Annotated in this window: 14 protein-coding genes; all 14 read left to right on the top strand. The window is 47.0% G+C overall.

Annotation, left to right across the window (positions count from 1 at the left end; translation table 11 throughout):
- Nucleotides 1–34 precede the first annotated feature (34 nt).
- Nucleotides 35–310 carry an HU family DNA-binding protein gene (locus BUB66_RS02625; RefSeq protein ID WP_073254157.1) on the top strand — a complete coding sequence of 92 codons (276 nt, stop codon included), beginning with the start codon at nt 35–37 and terminating at the stop codon, nt 308–310.
- 149 nt (nt 311–459) lie between these two features.
- The gene (locus BUB66_RS02630) at nt 460–1,431 is read left to right on the top strand and encodes a SpoIID/LytB domain-containing protein (protein ID WP_073254160.1); all 972 of its coding nucleotides are present in this window, start codon (nt 460–462) and stop codon (nt 1,429–1,431) included.
- A 69-nt stretch (nt 1,432–1,500) separates the two neighbouring features.
- A complete protein-coding gene (gene yabP / locus BUB66_RS02635; protein ID WP_084098626.1) occupies nt 1,501–1,782 on the top strand; it encodes a sporulation protein YabP in 282 nt (93 codons plus the stop codon).
- A gap of 32 nt (nt 1,783–1,814) precedes the next feature.
- A complete protein-coding gene (gene yabQ, locus BUB66_RS02640; RefSeq protein WP_073254165.1) occupies nt 1,815–2,249 on the top strand; it encodes a spore cortex biosynthesis protein YabQ in 435 nt (144 codons plus the stop codon).
- 55 nt (nt 2,250–2,304) lie between these two features.
- Nucleotides 2,305–2,586 (top strand): FtsB family cell division protein, encoded by a 282-nt coding sequence (locus BUB66_RS02645; RefSeq protein ID WP_244269724.1) that lies wholly within the window; start codon nt 2,305–2,307, stop codon nt 2,584–2,586.
- A gap of 92 nt (nt 2,587–2,678) precedes the next feature.
- Nucleotides 2,679–3,056: a S1 RNA-binding domain-containing protein gene (locus BUB66_RS02650; protein ID WP_073254168.1), complete on the top strand. Its 378-nt coding sequence runs from the start codon at nt 2,679–2,681 to the stop codon at nt 3,054–3,056.
- 74 nt (nt 3,057–3,130) lie between these two features.
- Nucleotides 3,131–4,039, top strand: coding sequence for a Ppx/GppA phosphatase family protein (locus tag BUB66_RS02655; RefSeq protein WP_073254171.1), 909 nt, complete (start codon nt 3,131–3,133; stop codon nt 4,037–4,039).
- 190 nt (nt 4,040–4,229) lie between these two features.
- The gene (rpoB, locus tag BUB66_RS02660; RefSeq protein ID WP_073254174.1) at nt 4,230–7,838 is read left to right on the top strand and encodes a DNA-directed RNA polymerase subunit beta; all 3,609 of its coding nucleotides are present in this window, start codon (nt 4,230–4,232) and stop codon (nt 7,836–7,838) included.
- 22 nt (nt 7,839–7,860) lie between these two features.
- On the top strand, nt 7,861–11,388 hold the full coding sequence (gene rpoC / locus BUB66_RS02665; RefSeq protein WP_073254177.1) for a DNA-directed RNA polymerase subunit beta': 3,528 nt from the start codon (nt 7,861–7,863) through the stop codon (nt 11,386–11,388).
- A gap of 90 nt (nt 11,389–11,478) precedes the next feature.
- Nucleotides 11,479–11,730 (top strand): L7Ae/L30e/S12e/Gadd45 family ribosomal protein, encoded by a 252-nt coding sequence (locus tag BUB66_RS02670; protein ID WP_073254180.1) that lies wholly within the window; start codon nt 11,479–11,481, stop codon nt 11,728–11,730.
- A 67-nt stretch (nt 11,731–11,797) separates the two neighbouring features.
- A complete protein-coding gene (gene rpsL, locus BUB66_RS02675; RefSeq protein WP_073254183.1) occupies nt 11,798–12,172 on the top strand; it encodes a 30S ribosomal protein S12 in 375 nt (124 codons plus the stop codon).
- Nucleotides 12,173–12,190: 18 nt separating this feature from the next.
- A complete protein-coding gene (gene rpsG, locus BUB66_RS02680; RefSeq protein WP_073254186.1) occupies nt 12,191–12,664 on the top strand; it encodes a 30S ribosomal protein S7 in 474 nt (157 codons plus the stop codon).
- Between the two features lie 53 nt (nt 12,665–12,717).
- Nucleotides 12,718–14,784 (top strand): elongation factor G, encoded by a 2,067-nt coding sequence (gene fusA, locus BUB66_RS02685; protein WP_073254188.1) that lies wholly within the window; start codon nt 12,718–12,720, stop codon nt 14,782–14,784.
- A gap of 20 nt (nt 14,785–14,804) precedes the next feature.
- Nucleotides 14,805–15,948 (top strand): elongation factor Tu (gene tuf / locus BUB66_RS02690; RefSeq protein WP_073254191.1); only part of this gene is annotated, 1,144 nt, incomplete at its 3' end.

Consider the following 15,948-nt stretch of genomic DNA (forward strand, 5'->3'; position numbering starts at 1 on the left):
TTTAAACTTAAGAATTATTAAGGAGGGAAGCTGAGTGAACAAAGCGGAATTAATCTCGGTGATGGCGGAAAAGAGCGGATTGACCAAAAAAGATTCAGAAAAAGCTCTGAATGCATTTATTGAAGCCGTTTCCGAGGCCCTTGCAAAGAAAGATAAAGTACAGCTTGTTGGATTTGGTACCTTTGAGGTTAGGGAAAGGAGTTCGAGGAAAGGCCGCAATCCTCAGACGGGAGAGGAAATTGACATTCCTGCGGCTGCTATTCCTGCTTTTAAAGCTGGCAAGGCCCTGAAAGATATGATAAACAAATGAAAAGACTGCAATAATATTTCGATTTTATGGATAAATGATAGGCTCGAAGGGGCCTATTTTTTTATTCCCCGATAATTAATTTTTCATATTAGAAAAATACTAATATCGTAGCTTGTCAATAAAAAAATCGGACCTAGGGAGGCTTGGATATGAGGACAAAACTGCAGGTTTTGCTGATAATGGCTTTAATATTGACTTTGATACTCCCTGGATGCAGAGCGAGGCAGGGCGTTGAAAAGACTCACGAACTTCCGAAAATTCCGGATAAGATAAGCCGGGGACAGGGCAAAGAGCCGGAGCTTGTAGTGTATGAAGTAGAAAGCGGGCAGAGGAAAAAGATGAAACTGGAGGATTACGTGGCGGGCGTTGTGGCTGGAGAGATGGAAAACAACTGGCCTGTGGAAGCCCTTGCGGCTCAGGCAATACTGGCTAGGACTTATGTTTTGGAATTCGTCAAAAGTAAAGGAACTTCTAAGTACGGAGATGCCCACATTTCTACTGACTTTGAAGAAGCACAGGCCTGGAATCCGGGCAATATCAACGATAGAATAAAAAAGGCCGTAGAAATGACCAGAGGCGAAGTCATATCATATAAAGGGAATTTTGTAAAAGCTTGGTTTCATTCCCATGCGGGAGGCCTCACTGCTACTGCAAAGGAAGGGTTGAATTATAAAGAAGAAGAGCCGCCGTATATTGCGGTGGTTAAATCTCCTGATGAGAACGCGGGGCCTGAGGGCAAGCGAGTGTGGAAGGCTGCTTTCAGAAAGGATGAATTAAAGCGACTTTTGAAAGAAAAGCTAGGGCAAGAAACCGGAGAAATAAACGAAGTATCCGTGTTGGAAAGGGGGCCTTCAGGCAGGGCGACTAAGATTAAAATAGGCAGTGCCGTCGTTCACGCCGCGGATTTGAGGACGGCTCTTGATCCTATGAGGATGAGATCTACGTTGCTTACAAGTTTGAGAATCGAAAAGGACAAGATAATCATGGAAGGCAAAGGTTTCGGACACGGGGTGGGAATGTCTCAATGGGGCGCCCGGGTTTTTGCAGAACAAGGGAAGTCTCCAGAAGACATAATAAGGTATTATTTCAAGGATGTAAAAATAGTGAAACTATGGGATTAAAATCGTCATAAAACAAATCCCTCCCTAATATAATTTCCTAAGGGAGTTATTTGAAGGGAGGGTTTTTTGTTGGAAGAGAAAAGGCCCTCAAAGCACCGTATTGTTTTAAATGACAGGGAGATTTTAGAAATTAACGGTGTGCTTAATGTTGACAAATTCACCGATGAGGATATAGTAGTTTCTACAGAAAGGGGCGTGCTCAACATAAAAGGTGAAAAAATGCTTATGAAGCAATTAAATCTCGATGAAGGGATAATAGTCATAGAAGGTTACGTGAAAGCACTTTCGTATGCAGAAGAAATTGCATCTGCGGAAAAAGGGAAAAGGTTTTTAAGCCGGCTTTTTAAGTAAGGGTCAAATGGGCAGAGGAAGGGAAATAGTCTATGAATATAGCCGAAGTAGATGTGCAGCTTATTTTCCTTGCAGGGGCCATATCGTCGGGAATTATAGCAGGACTTTTTTTTGATATTTACAGGAGGTTGAGGAGGTTTTTAAAGCCAGGGCCTATTTTGACTTCAGTTGGCGATTTTATGTATTGGATTTTTATGGCTCTTGGAACTTTTTACATTATTTATAAAATAAATTACGGTCAAGTAAGAATTTACCTTTTTTTTGGATTTGCTACAGGACTTTTGGTATATTGCTGCGCCGTAAGCCCTTATGTTATAAGAGTTTTAATTATAATAGAGAGGATTATGTGTGGGATAGCCTGTTTTCCGCGAAAAATTTTTTGTTATACAATGCGATGGAAACCGGTGAGGCTTTTGAAGAGAATAGTAGAAGAAGCCAGGAGGATGATGCCAAAAAGAAAATATTAATTAAAGAGGATTTTTCAAGGATTCATAGAATTTAATAACAAAAGGAGGGCTTGCGGTGGGCGCGAAGAAGAGGATTAAAATAGGCAGGGTATTGTTTTTGATTTTTTTGATATATTTCATTTATACATTTGCAGTTCAGCAGTTTAAAATCAACGATTTAAGAAGGCAGGAAGTTGAACTAAGCAGTGAGATAACACGGCTTTCTGCCGAGAGAGAGAAGTTAAAAAAAGAAATCGAGCTTTTGAACACCGAAAGTTACATAGAAGAATTGGCAAGAGACCAACTTGGTTTGGTTAAGCCCGGAGAGATTCTATATAAAGTATCGCCGAGGCGTTGAGGGTTAAAGCTAAATTTTTATTGACTTAAGTTCTATATATGGAGTATAATAAGGCCATTGAGTGTAATCTTTGAAGGAGGAATACTTTTATAATGCCTGTGCAGGTGGGACAAATTGTTGAGGGCAAAGTTACGGGAATAACCAAATTCGGAGCTTTTGTGGAGCTTCCCGAAGGCGTTACGGGATTGGTGCATATTTCGGAGGTGGCAGAGGGATACGTAAAAGACGTGAGGGATTATCTCAACTACAACGACGTAGTAAAAGTAAAGGTCATTGCCATATCCGAGGACGGTAGGGTAAGCCTTTCGATTCGGAAGACAAGGGAGAATGCCAAGCCCCGCAGAACTAATGCCATGAGTTTTGAAGAAAAGCTGGCGAAATTTTTAAAGGAAAGCGAAGAACGCCAAAAGGATTTAAAGAAATACGTGGCAAAGAAGGGGACAAGTGGATATAAGCGCAAAGCGTATTAAAAAGATATTTTGCAGACATCCAGGGTAAAGACCCTGGATTTTTAGTTCCATTAGTGAAGACAAGGAGGATTTTTATGAAAGCGGCTGTCATAGACTTGGGCTCTAATTCTGTGAGGCTTCTCGTTGCAGAGATTGAGGAAGGGAAAATAAACCAAATATTTAAGGATCTGGCGACAACCCGCCTCGGAGCGGGTGTAGTAAAAAATGGGATGCTTTGGCGGGATTCGATTGAGAAAACTGTATCGGCAGTGGAGGCTTTTAAAAACAAGGCTATGGCTTTCGGCTGCCAGCGAATAGTTGCTTTTGCAACCAGTGCCGTCCGTGAAGCCAAAAACGGCGGTGAATTTATGCAAGAATTGAAGGAAAGGGTCGGCCTTGAAGTGAGGCTTCTCTCGGGACGGGAGGAAGCGAAACTTTCGTTCATTGGAGCAAAGGAATCCCTTAAAGTTGAAGGACGGGCTCTGGTCATAGATATAGGGGGAGGCAGCACAGAATTTGCTTTAGGTGAAAAGGAGATAGAATTGGAAGAGAGCCTGCCGATGGGGGCGGTAAGATGGACGGAGCAATTTTTGAAGTCTGATCCGCCAAAAAATGAAGAGATAAAGGCCCTGCAGATGGAAGCAAGGAAGTTGCTCTCAGGCTTTGAAAAAAATTTTAAGAAAGTGAAAGCAGGTGGGGTAAACGCAATTGGCGTCGGTGGAACTTTTACGTCTCTTTGTGCCATTTTAAAAAAACTAGAGGAATATCACTGGACTAAAGTGCACGGGACTTACCTCGAATACGAAAAGATGGAAAAAATGACAAAAGAGCTTTGCGGCTTCAACTTAGATCAAAGAAAAAAAATCCCCGGCCTTGCAGCGGAGCGTGCCGACATTATAGCGGCAGGAGCGCTTATAGCTTTAGAAATAATGAGGTTCCTCGGGCTCAAAACCATCGTCGTAAGCGAGGCGGACTTAATGGAGGGGTTTTTATTGACAAATTAACTTCCCTGTGATATTATTATAAACTGCACGATTATGGACAAAATTAGTCAAACGGTGCGAGGTTGAATAAAGCAAGCTGAAAATGGTTAATATTATATAGATGAGATGTGGCGGCAAAAACCAAAAGCAGGTTTAAAGTGAGGGCCTTGCTTTTGGCTATTTTTACTTTTATAAAGGGGTGAAAAATGGAATGGTTCGTCCTGTAAAAGTAGGAGGACGCACCCGCTGGAGTTTTGGGAAAATTCAAGAAGTGATGGATCTCCCATACCTTATAGAGATACAAAAAAATTCTTATGAATGGTTTTTAAGGGAAGGGTTAAGAGAAGTTCTCCAGGAATTTTCCCCCATAGAGGATTTTACAGGAAATCTCGTATTGGAATTTCTAGATTACACTTTGGACAACAATCCCAAATACTCGGTGGATGAATGCAAGGAAAGGGATGTTACATACGCTGTTCCTCTGAAAGTTCGGGTTAGACTCATAAACAAGGAGACGGGAGAGGTTAAGGAACAGGATGTTTTCATGGGCGATTTTCCGCTCATGACAGAAAACGGCACCTTTATAATAAACGGGGCAGAGCGGGTAATTGTAAGCCAGCTAGTGCGCTCTCCCGGTGTGTACTTCGACAGGCAGATAGATAAAAACGGCAGGGCCCTCTACATGGGAACCGTAATTCCCAACCGCGGTGCATGGCTTGAACTGGAGACTGACTCCAACGAAGTCATATACGTAAGGGTTGATAGGACCAGGAAAATTCCCGTAACCGTTCTTTTGAGAGCATTAGGTTACAGCACGAATGCCCAGATTCTGGAACTGTTGGGTGAGGACGAGAAAATCTTAAGGACCTTGGAGAAGGATAATACGGAGAATCAAGAAGAGGCTTTGATTGAGATTTACAAGCGCTTGAGGCCGGGTGAACCGCCGACCGTGGAAAATGCAAGGTCGCTGCTGGAGTCACTGTTTTTCGATCCCAAGCGATATGACCTGGCGAATGTCGGTAGGTATAAATTCAACAAGAAGCTCCGGTTGAAAAACCGAATTGTGGGGAAGACGGCTGCGGAGAACATAGAGGATCCCGCGACTGGAGAGATATTGGTAAAACAGGGTCAAAAAATCACCCGAAAGATAGCCGAAATGCTCGAACAGCACAGGATAAACGAAATCAAAGTGCAGGTTGAAGAAGATAAGGCCGTTAAGGTAATAGCCAATGGATATAAGGAAGGTGATGGTCCGGACGTATTCCGCACTGAAAAATACATCACCGTCGATGATATAGTTGCAACTGTCAATTATCTTCTCAACCTCTCTTACGGGATAGGAGACATAGACGATATAGATCACCTGGGCAACCGCAGGGTGAGGTCGGTAGGAGAACTTTTGCAAAATCAGTTCCGCATAGGCCTCGCCAGGATGGAAAGAGTTATCAAAGAACGGATGACCATTCAGGATGTGGATGCCATAACTCCTCAAGGGCTCATTAACATAAGACCTCTGGTAGCCGCAATAAAGGAATTTTTTGGAAGTAGCCAGCTTTCTCAATTCATGGATCAGACCAACCCCTTAGCAGAACTTACCCACAAAAGAAGGCTCAGTGCCCTGGGCCCCGGAGGCCTCAGCCGCGAGAGGGCCGGATTTGAAGTCAGGGACGTGCACTATTCCCATTACGGCCGCATGTGCCCTATAGAAACTCCGGAAGGACCCAACATCGGTCTTATAAGTTCGCTCAGCACTTACGCCAGGGTAAACGAATACGGCTTTATCGAGACCCCATACCGCAAGGTTGACAAGGAAAGAGGCGTAGTCACCGATGAAATTGAATACCTGACTGCCGACGAAGAAGATGAATATGTAATAGCCCAGGCCAACGTGCCCCTTGATGAAGAGGGAAGGTTTATTCAAAAGAGGGTTACGGCAAGATACAAGGACGAAACGATACTGGTTCCGGCGGAAGAGGTAGACTATATGGACCTTACGCCGAAGCAATTGGTCAGCGTTGCGACAGCTCTCATACCGTTCCTTGAGCACGACGACGCCAACCGCGCCCTCATGGGTTCCAACATGCAGCGCCAGGCGGTGCCACTTATAACCACCGAAGCGCCGTTAGTCGGCACGGGGATAGAATGGAGGGCGGCCTTGGACTCGGGTGTCATGATCGTAGCGAAAAATTCCGGCGTGGTGGAAAAGGTTACGGCAAGGGAAATAGTAATTCGTAGGGACAGTGACAACGGCCTTGACGTATATAAAGTCCACAAATTCATGAGGTCCAACCTGGGAACCTGCATTAACCAAAGGCCCATCGTGAGGAAGGGTGACAGGGTAGAAGCCGGCCAGCCTATAGCCGACGGGCCTTCTACCGACCATGGGGAGCTCGCTTTAGGAAAAAACGTGCTGGTGGCTTTCATGCCGTGGGAAGGCTACAACTACGAAGATGCCATTTTAATTTCGGAACGTCTTGTCAAAGACGATGTTTTCACGTCCATTCACATAGAGCAGTACGAAGCTGAAGCTAGGGACACTAAGCTAGGCCCTGAGGAGATTACGAGGGACATCCCCAACGTGGGTGAGGATGCTTTGAAAGATCTAGACGAAAGGGGAATCATACGAATAGGAGCCGAAGTCCGGGCTGGAGATATCCTGGTGGGCAAGGTGACTCCCAAAGGCGAAACAGAGCTTACGGCGGAAGAAAGGTTGCTAAGAGCCATCTTTGGGGAAAAAGCAAGGGAGGTAAGGGATACATCGCTACGCGTCCCGCATGGCGAATACGGTATAGTGGTAGACGTCAAGGTGTTTAGCAGGGAAAACGGAGACGAACTGCCGCCTGGAGTCAACCAGTTAGTGAGGGTGTACGTTGCTCAAAAACGCAAGATATCGGTTGGAGATAAGATGGCAGGTCGTCACGGGAACAAAGGGGTAATTTCAAGGATACTGCCGATTGAAGACATGCCCTTCTTACCCGACGGCACCCCGGTCGATATAGTGCTAAACCCCTTGGGAGTTCCTTCGCGAATGAACATCGGTCAGATACTTGAAACGCACCTGGGGTGGGCTGCAAAAGCATTGGGTTGGCACGTAGCAACTCCCGTTTTTGATGGTGCCGATGAGGAAGAAATCTTTGAATGTCTTAGGAAAGCGGGTCTGCCGGAAAATGGCAAGATAGAGCTAAGGGACGGACGTACCGGAGAGCCTTTTGATAGAAAAGTTACGGTAGGCTATATGTACATGTTGAAACTTGTTCACTTAGTGGACGATAAGATTCACGCCAGGTCCACCGGCCCCTATTCGCTCGTTACGCAGCAACCTCTTGGCGGAAAGGCACAGTTCGGAGGACAGAGATTCGGAGAGATGGAAGTGTGGGCTTTGGAGGCCTACGGTGCAAGCTATACCTTGCAGGAACTCCTTACTGTGAAGTCCGATGACGTGATGGGTCGCGTGAAAACTTACGAGGCCATCGTAAAAGGCGAAAACGTGCCGGAGCCGGGAATACCCGAATCTTTCAAGGTGCTCATAAAAGAATTGCAGTCGCTGTGCCTTGACGTAAAGATTCTTTCCGAGGATGCGAAGGAAATAGAAATTAAGGAAACTGATGACGATGAAGAAGTTGAAGGTCTGGATGTGAATATGGAAGGCTTCGAAGGTCAGGCGGAAACTCCGGTGACGGATGAAGAGGAAGAAGAACCGGAGGAAGAAGACCTGTACGAAGAACTGCTGTCGGATAGGGAATTGGAAAAAGATATGGATTTTGATGAGGACTTCGATGAGGAGTTGGATTTTGGAGAAAGCGATGAAGACGATTATTAATCAATGAAGGGAGAGACGCCCTTTGCTTGAGCTGAACTTTTTCGATTCCATAAGGATAGGTCTTGCCTCCCCGGAACAGATAAGAGAATGGTCAAGGGGCGAAGTAAAAAAGCCCGAAACCATAAACTACAGAACTTTAAAACCGGAAAAGCACGGACTTTTCTGCGAGCGGATATTCGGTCCTGTCAAGGACTGGGAATGTCATTGTGGCAAATACAAGAGAGTGAAATACAAAGGCGTTATATGCGACCGCTGCGGTGTAGAGGTTACAAAATCCAAAGTGCGCCGCGAGAGGATGGGGCACATTGAACTTGCTGCTCCCGTATCCCACATCTGGTTTTTGAAAGGAATACCCAGCAGAATCGGTCTAATGCTCGATATGTCGCCTCGGGCTTTGGAAAAAGTCATATATTTTGCTTCATACATTGTAATCGACCCGGGTAATACTCCTCTTGCTAAGAAACAACTTCTGACCGAAAAAGAATACAGGGAATACAGGGAAAAATACGGCAACGCATTCAGAGCAGGCATGGGTGCTGAAGCGATAAAAGAATTGCTGCAGGAAATCGATCTGGAAAAACTCGCCAAGGAACTCAGGGCCGAGCTCAAAGAGGCTAATGGCCAGAAAAAAGTTCGCATTTTAAGAAGGCTTGAAGTGGTGGAAGCTTTCAGGAAATCGGGCAACAGACCTGAGTGGATGATACTTGAGGTGATACCGGTTATCCCGCCGGACCTCCGGCCGATGGTCCAATTGGATGGAGGGCGCTTTGCCACTTCAGATTTAAACGACCTTTACCGCAGAGTTATAAACAGAAACAACAGGTTAAAGAGGCTTTTGGACCTGGGAGCACCTGACATAATAGTTCGCAACGAGAAGAGGATGCTCCAGGAGGCTGTCGACGCGCTCATAGACAACGGCAGGAGGGGAAGACCTGTAACCGGTCCCGGCAACAGGCCCCTTAAATCGCTGAGCGATATGTTAAAAGGCAAGCAGGGGCGCTTCAGGCAAAACCTTTTGGGTAAGCGCGTGGACTATTCGGGCAGGTCGGTAATCGTAGTAGGTCCCGAGCTCAAGCTCTACCAGTGCGGGCTTCCCAAGGAAATGGCATTGGAGCTTTTCAAACCTTTTGTGATGAAGAAACTGGTGGAGGAAGGATACGCCCACAATATAAAAAGTGCTAAAAGAATGGTGGAGAGGGTAAAACCCGAAGTGTGGGACGTACTCGAGGATGTCATAAAAGAACATCCGGTGCTTTTAAACAGGGCTCCTACACTTCACCGCCTGGGCATTCAGGCTTTTGAACCGGTGCTGGTGGAAGGCAGGGCTATCCAGATTCATCCGCTGGTCTGCACCGCATACAATGCCGACTTCGACGGCGACCAGATGGCCGTCCACGTCCCTCTTTCGGCTGAAGCCCAGGCAGAGGCAAGATTACTTATGCTTTCTACCAACAACATGCTAAAGCCAGCCGATGGAAAGCCAGTAGTCACTCCGACGCAGGATATGGTTCTGGGCATCTATTACCTCACTATAGAGAGAGACGGCGTAAAAGGCGAAGGTAGGTATTTTTCCTCTCCCGAAGAAGCTGTCTTGGCATATCACATGGGCGAGGTATCCCTCCATGCCAAAGTCAATGTAAGAGTGACGAGGGAAATCAACGGGAAAAAGTGTTCTAAAATAATAAAGACTACGCCGGGCCGTATAATTTTCAACGAGTGCATACCCCAGAACCTCGGTTTTGTAGATAGGAGCAAGGAAGAAAATCTCTTTGAGCCGGAACTAAATATGTTGGTCGATAAAGGCAAACTAGGAGAAATAGTAGACCGCTGCTACAAAAAACACGGAACGACAAAGACCGCTGAAGTGCTCGACAAAATAAAAGAATTAGGTTTTCATTTTGCTACAAAAGCAGGTATTACCATAGGCATCACCGATATTGAGATACCGGAGGACAAGGAAAAAATCATTTCCGAGGCGGAAGAACAGGTCGACCAGGTAGAACTAATGTACAGGCGAGGGCTCATTTCCGACGAAGAACGCTATGAAAAAGTCATCGAGATATGGGCTAATGCCACGGAGAAGGTCACTGAAAGTTTGATGAACAGCCTGGATAAATTGAACTCGGTCTACATGATGGCTAATTCCGGCGCAAGAGGTAATAAGCAGCAGATAAGACAGTTGGCCGGGATGAGGGGCCTCATGGCCGACACAGCTGGGCGCATCATAGACCTGCCGATTAAGGCCAATTTCAGAGAAGGGCTTACCGTGTTGGAATACTTCATATCAACCCATGGCGCAAGAAAAGGGCTTGCCGATACAGCTTTAAGGACTGCCGATTCTGGTTACCTGACTAGGCGCCTGGTGGATGTAAGCCAAGACGTGATAGTGAGGGAACTGGACTGCGGCACAACAGAAGGCGTCACCGTAAGAGCTATAATGGACGGCAAGGAAGTGATAGAAACCTTAAGAGAGCGAATCGATGGCCGTTATGCTCTGGAGGATGTGGTAGATCCCAGAACCGGCGAAGTTCTAGTAAGGGCCAACGAAATGATTACCGACGAAATTGCGGATAAGATAGTAGCCGCAGGTATAGAGGAAGTAAAAATCCGTTCGGTCTTCACCTGCAGGACTCGCCACGGCGTTTGCGCCAAGTGCTACGGGAAAAACCTTGCTACCGGAAAACCTGTAGAAGTAGGTGAAGCGGTGGGGATTATAGCAGCCCAGTCCATTGGGGAGCCCGGAACGCAGCTCACTATGAGAACGTTTCACACTGGTGGAATTGCCGGATATGACATAACTCAGGGTCTTCCGAGGGTAGAAGAATTATTTGAGGCAAGGAGGCCCAAAGGGCAAGCGGTCATTGCAGAAAATGCCGGCATGGTCAGGATTCTGGACACCAAGAAAAAGAGGGAAGTGGAGGTTGCCGGCGACGACGGAGAAGCCAGGGTTTACCAGATTCCTTATGGAGCAAGGCTGACGGTGGAAAACGGGAGCCGCGTCGAAGCAGGAGACCCATTGTGCGAAGGACCCATAAATCCCCACGACATATTGAGAATTAAAGGCGTAGGTGGAGTTCAGGCTTACCTGTTACAGGAAGTGCTTAAGGTCTACCGAATGCAGGGAGTGGATATAAACGATAAGCACATTGAAATTATAATCCGACAGATGCTGCGCAAGGTGAAAATAGAGGATCCGGGAGATACAGAGCTTTTGCCGGGTGAACTAGTAGATATATTTGAATTTGAAGAGATAAATGAGCACGCAAAGCAGGAAGGTAAAAAGCCCGCAGAAGCAAGGAGGGTCCTGTTGGGCATAACAAAAGCGTCCCTTGCCACTGATTCGTTCTTGTCCGCGGCGTCCTTCCAGGAAACGGCGCGAGTTCTTACGGAAGCGGCCATAAAAGGCAAGATTGACCCGCTTATAGGACTTAAAGAGAACGTAATAATAGGGAAACTTATTCCTGCGGGTACTGGAATGAAGCGCTACAGGAACATCAAAATAAACGTAGAGGGGCAGGGGCAAGAAAATCAATCTACGAACCAACAGTAAAACTTTATTGACACTTACTTTTGATAATGCTAAAATATATAGGTGCGTGCTCAAGCTTTAAAATAGCGACAAGCTTGAGGAGGGCATGGAATGCTTAGTAAATTGAAAAGCGCCCCCAAGAAAACTGTAGGGACCAAACAAACACTGAAAGCTGTAGAAAAAGGACAGGCATCTGTGGTGTTCATTGCTGAAGACGCGGAGGAGCACGTAGTTGCCGGGCTGAAAGAACTATGTAGGGCTAAAGGCATCGAAATAGTGCCTGTAGCTACTATGAAGGAACTGGGGGAGGCGTGTGGCATCGACGTAGGGGCAGCATCGGCTGCGATATTAAATCAACAATAGAAAACGGAAAATGCCCCTATTATGGGGCATTCTTTTTTGCAGAATTGCTTGGGAAGGAGGTGTAACGATGCCGACAATAAACCAGTTGGTGAGGAAAGGAAGGAAAAAGGTTGTTTCCAAATCTAAATCTCCTGCATTGAGAGGATGTCCTCAGAAGCGTGGAGTGTGTACCGTTGTAAAGACCACGACACCTAAAAAGCCCAACTCAGCCTTGAGGAAGATAGCAAGGGTAAGGCTTACCAATGGTATGGAAGTTACAGCTTATATTCCGGGCATAGGTCACAACCTCCAGGAACACTCCGTGGTTTTGGTAAGAGGCGGCAGGGTAAAGGACTTACCTGGTGTAAGGTACCACATCATCCGCGGCGCATTAGATGCTGCAGGAGTCGCCAACAGGAGACAGGGTCGCTCCCTTTACGGGGCTAAAAGGCCGAAGTCTTAATTGAAAGGAGGGAAGAGGATGCCGAGAAAAGGTCATGTCGTTCGAAGAGATGTGCCAGAAGATCCCATCTACAAGAGCAAGTTAGTGACTAAGCTCATTAATAAACTAATGTACGATGGGAAAAAGAGCATCGCTCAAAAGGCATGCTACAGAGCTTTTGAGATAATCCGCGAAAAAACAGGAAAGGATCCATTGGAAGTTTTCCATGAAGCGTTGAAAAACGTGATGCCGGTCCTTGAGGTTAGACCTCGTAGGGTAGGCGGTGCTACCTACCAGGTGCCTATAGAAGTGCCCGAGCACAGGCGAATTTCTTTAGGTATTCGTTGGCTCGTGGAGTATGCCCGCGAGCGCAATGACAAGAAGACTATCCAAGAAAAATTAGCCGCAGAGATAATGGATGCTGCCAACGGGACGGGCGGTGCGGTGAAGAAGAAGGACGAAACTCATAGGATGGCTGAAGCCAACAGGGCTTTTGCCCACTACCGGTGGTAATACGAGCTATTGTGGGTCTTTTTTGCCATTTTATACAGAAAGGGGTGTAGCAAATGCCTAGACAGATTCCGCTGAACAGATTGAGGAATATAGGTATAATGGCTCATATAGACGCCGGGAAGACCACTACCACCGAAAGAATCCTCTTTTACACTGGGAAAGTGCATAAACTTGGCGAAGTTCACGAAGGTACCGCTACAATGGACTGGATGGTGCAGGAACAGGAAAGGGGCATAACTATAACTTCGGCTTCCACGACCTGCTACTGGAAGGATCACCAGATTAATATCATAGATACGCCAGGCCACGTGGATTTCACCGTAGAAGTAGAGCGGTCCCTGCGCGTGCTTGATGGGGCTGTGGCGGTTTTCTGCGCAAAAGGCGGTGTTGAACCCCAGTCCGAGACTGTATGGCGGCAGGCGGATAAGTACCATGTTCCGCGGATAGCGTATGTGAACAAGATGGATATAATCGGTGCTGACTTTTATAATGTTGTAAAACAGATTAAGGAAAGATTAGGGGCGAATCCTGTACCGATACAGGTGCCTATAGGGTGCGAGAATGAATTCAGAGGAATAGTGGACCTCGTCGGTATGAGGGCTTATATCTATACTAACGATTTGGGGACGGATATTCAGGTTACAGAAATCCCCGAAGATATTAAAGAAAAAGCGGAAGAATACAGGGAAAAGTTGCTCGAATCCGTCTCGGATCTAGACGAGGCCATTATGGAGAAGTTTCTGGAAGGCGAAGAAATATCGGAAGAAGAAATAAAAGCAGCCCTAAGAAAAGCGTGTGTAGAAGTAAGAGCCGTTCCGGTGCTTTGCGGTTCTTCCTACAGGAATAAAGGTGTCCAGCTCCTTTTAGACGCAATAATCGACTACTTGCCTTCACCTCTTGACATACCTCCGGTAAAAGGAGTGGATCCCGCAACCGGTGAAGAAATCGAAAGGATAGCTAGCGACGACGAAGCTTTTTCAGCTCTGGCATTCAAAATTATGAGCGACCCGTATGTGGGCAAATTGACCTATTTCAGGATTTATTCCGGAACTTTGAAGGCGGGTTCTTACGTGTATAACTCTACGAAAAATAAGAAGGAAAGAATAGGCAGGATTTTGAGGATGCATGCAAACCACAGGCAGGAAATGGAAGAGGCTATGACGGGAGAAATCGTTGCGACCGTCGGTTTGAAGGATACCACTACGGGCGACACACTGTGTGCCGAAGAAAAGCCCATAATTCTGGAATCCATGCAGTTCCCAGAACCGGTTATTTCAGTAGCTATTGAGCCGAAAACCAAGGCAGATCAAGAAAAGATGAGTATTGCGCTTCAGAGACTGGCTGAAGAGGACCCAACCTTTAGAACTTACACAGATCCGGAGACCGGCCAGACCATTATTTCAGGTATGGGAGAACTGCACCTTGAAATAATAGTTGACAGGATGTTTAGGGAGTTTAAGGTTCAGGCCAACGTAGGCAGACCCCAGGTGGCCTATAAAGAAACCATCAGGAAATCCGTCAAGGCAGAAGGTAAGTACATCCGCCAGACCGGAGGCCGCGGCCAATACGGTCACGTGTGGCTTGAAATCGAGCCTCTTGAACCCGGAAAAGGCTATGAGTTCGTCAATAAGATCGTCGGCGGCGTAATTCCTAAAGAATATATACCGGCAGTAGATGCAGGTGTTCGTGAAGCCATGCAAAACGGAGTCCTTGCCGGTTATCCGGTAGTGGATGTAAAAGTAACGCTGTTTGATGGTTCATACCATGAAGTTGACTCTTCGGAAATGGCATTCAAAATAGCAGGTTCGGTAGCCTTCAAGGAAGCAATGAAGAAAGCGGATCCGGTGCTTTTAGAGCCGATAATGAAAGTTGAGGTAGTGGTGCCCGAAGAATACATGGGTGATGTCATAGGCGACCTGAATTCCAGAAGGGGGCACATAGAAGGCGTCGAAATGCGGGGCAACGTTCAGGTCATAAGAGGTTACGTGCCGCTTGCTGAGATGTTTGGATATGCTACTGACCTCAGGTCCAAGACGCAGGGCCGAGGCACGTACACCATGCAGTTCTCGCACTACGCCGAGGTGCCCAAAAATATTGCAGAAACCATTATCAACAAATAATCTGAAAAGGAGGAAAAGCGATGGCAAAGCAAAAATTTGAGAGGAAGAAGCCTCACGTAAACGTAGGCACGATAGGTCACGTAGACCACGGGAAGACCACATTGACAGCGGCGATAACGAGGGTTTTGTCGACCGCTGGATTTGCGAACTTTGTAGCTTACGACCAAATAGACAAGGCGCCCGAGGAGAGGGAGCGCGGAATAACGATAGCGACGGCGCACGTGGAATACGAGACTGAAAAGAGGCACTACGCCCACGTGGATTGTCCGGGGCATGCCGACTACGTAAAGAACATGATAACAGGGGCGGCGCAGATGGACGGTGCGATACTGGTGGTATCGGCGGCTGACGGGCCGATGCCCCAGACGAGGGAGCACATCCTGCTGGCGAGGCAGGTAGGGGTGCCGTATATAGTGGTATTCATGAACAAGGTGGACATGGTGGACGATCCGGAGCTTTTGGAACTTGTGGAGATGGAAGTGAGGGAGCTACTTTCCACGTATGAATTTCCTGGGGATGAAGTGCCGGTGATAGCAGGTTCAGCGTTGAAGGCGTTAGAGTGCGGGTGCGGCAAGAGGGAGTGCGAATGGTGCGGCAAGATATGGGCTTTGATGGACGCGGTAGACGAATATATACCGACGCCGCAGCGGGATGCTGACAAGCCGTTCCTGATGCCGATAGAGGACGTATTTTCCATAACAGGCCGTGGGACGGTAGTGACGGGGAGAGTAGAGAGAGGGACATTGAAAGTAGGAGACGAAGTAGAGATAGTGGGACTTTCACCGGAGAAGAAGAAGACGGTAGTGACAGGAGTAGAGATGTTCCGGAAGGTATTGGACCAGGCGGTAGCAGGGGACAACATAGGAGCGCTGCTTCGCGGCATAGACAAGAACGAAGTAGAGAGGGGCATGGTAATAGCAAAACCTGGGAGTGTGCATCCGCACACGAAGTTTAAGGGACAGGTATACGTTTTGAAGAAGGAAGAAGGGGGAAGGCACACGCCGTTTTTCAACGGATACAGGCCGCAGTTTTACTTTAGGACGACGGACGTGACAGGGGTAATAAAGTTACCGGAAGGCACGGAGATGGTAATGCCCGGGGACAACATTGTAATGGAGATAGAGCTGATAGCGCCGATAGCGATGGAAGAAGGCCTTCGTTTTG

The organism is Caldanaerovirga acetigignens, assembly GCF_900142995.1.
GTDB classification, from domain to species: domain Bacteria; phylum Bacillota; class Thermosediminibacteria; order Thermosediminibacterales; family Thermosediminibacteraceae; genus Fervidicola; species Fervidicola acetigignens.

Coding starts and splice junctions, on each gene's coding strand:
- BUB66_RS02630 (WP_073254160.1), top strand. CDS start 460: ATGAGGACAAAACTGCAGGTTTTGCTGATAATGGCTTTAATATTGACT.
- yabQ (WP_073254165.1), top strand. CDS start 1,815: ATGAATATAGCCGAAGTAGATGTGCAGCTTATTTTCCTTGCAGGGGCC.
- BUB66_RS02650 (WP_073254168.1), top strand. CDS start 2,679: ATGCCTGTGCAGGTGGGACAAATTGTTGAGGGCAAAGTTACGGGAATA.
- BUB66_RS02655 (WP_073254171.1), top strand. CDS start 3,131: ATGAAAGCGGCTGTCATAGACTTGGGCTCTAATTCTGTGAGGCTTCTC.
- rpoB (WP_073254174.1), top strand. CDS start 4,230: ATGGTTCGTCCTGTAAAAGTAGGAGGACGCACCCGCTGGAGTTTTGGG.
- BUB66_RS02670 (WP_073254180.1), top strand. CDS start 11,479: ATGCTTAGTAAATTGAAAAGCGCCCCCAAGAAAACTGTAGGGACCAAA.
- rpsL (WP_073254183.1), top strand. CDS start 11,798: ATGCCGACAATAAACCAGTTGGTGAGGAAAGGAAGGAAAAAGGTTGTT.
- rpsG (WP_073254186.1), top strand. CDS start 12,191: ATGCCGAGAAAAGGTCATGTCGTTCGAAGAGATGTGCCAGAAGATCCC.
- fusA (WP_073254188.1), top strand. CDS start 12,718: ATGCCTAGACAGATTCCGCTGAACAGATTGAGGAATATAGGTATAATG.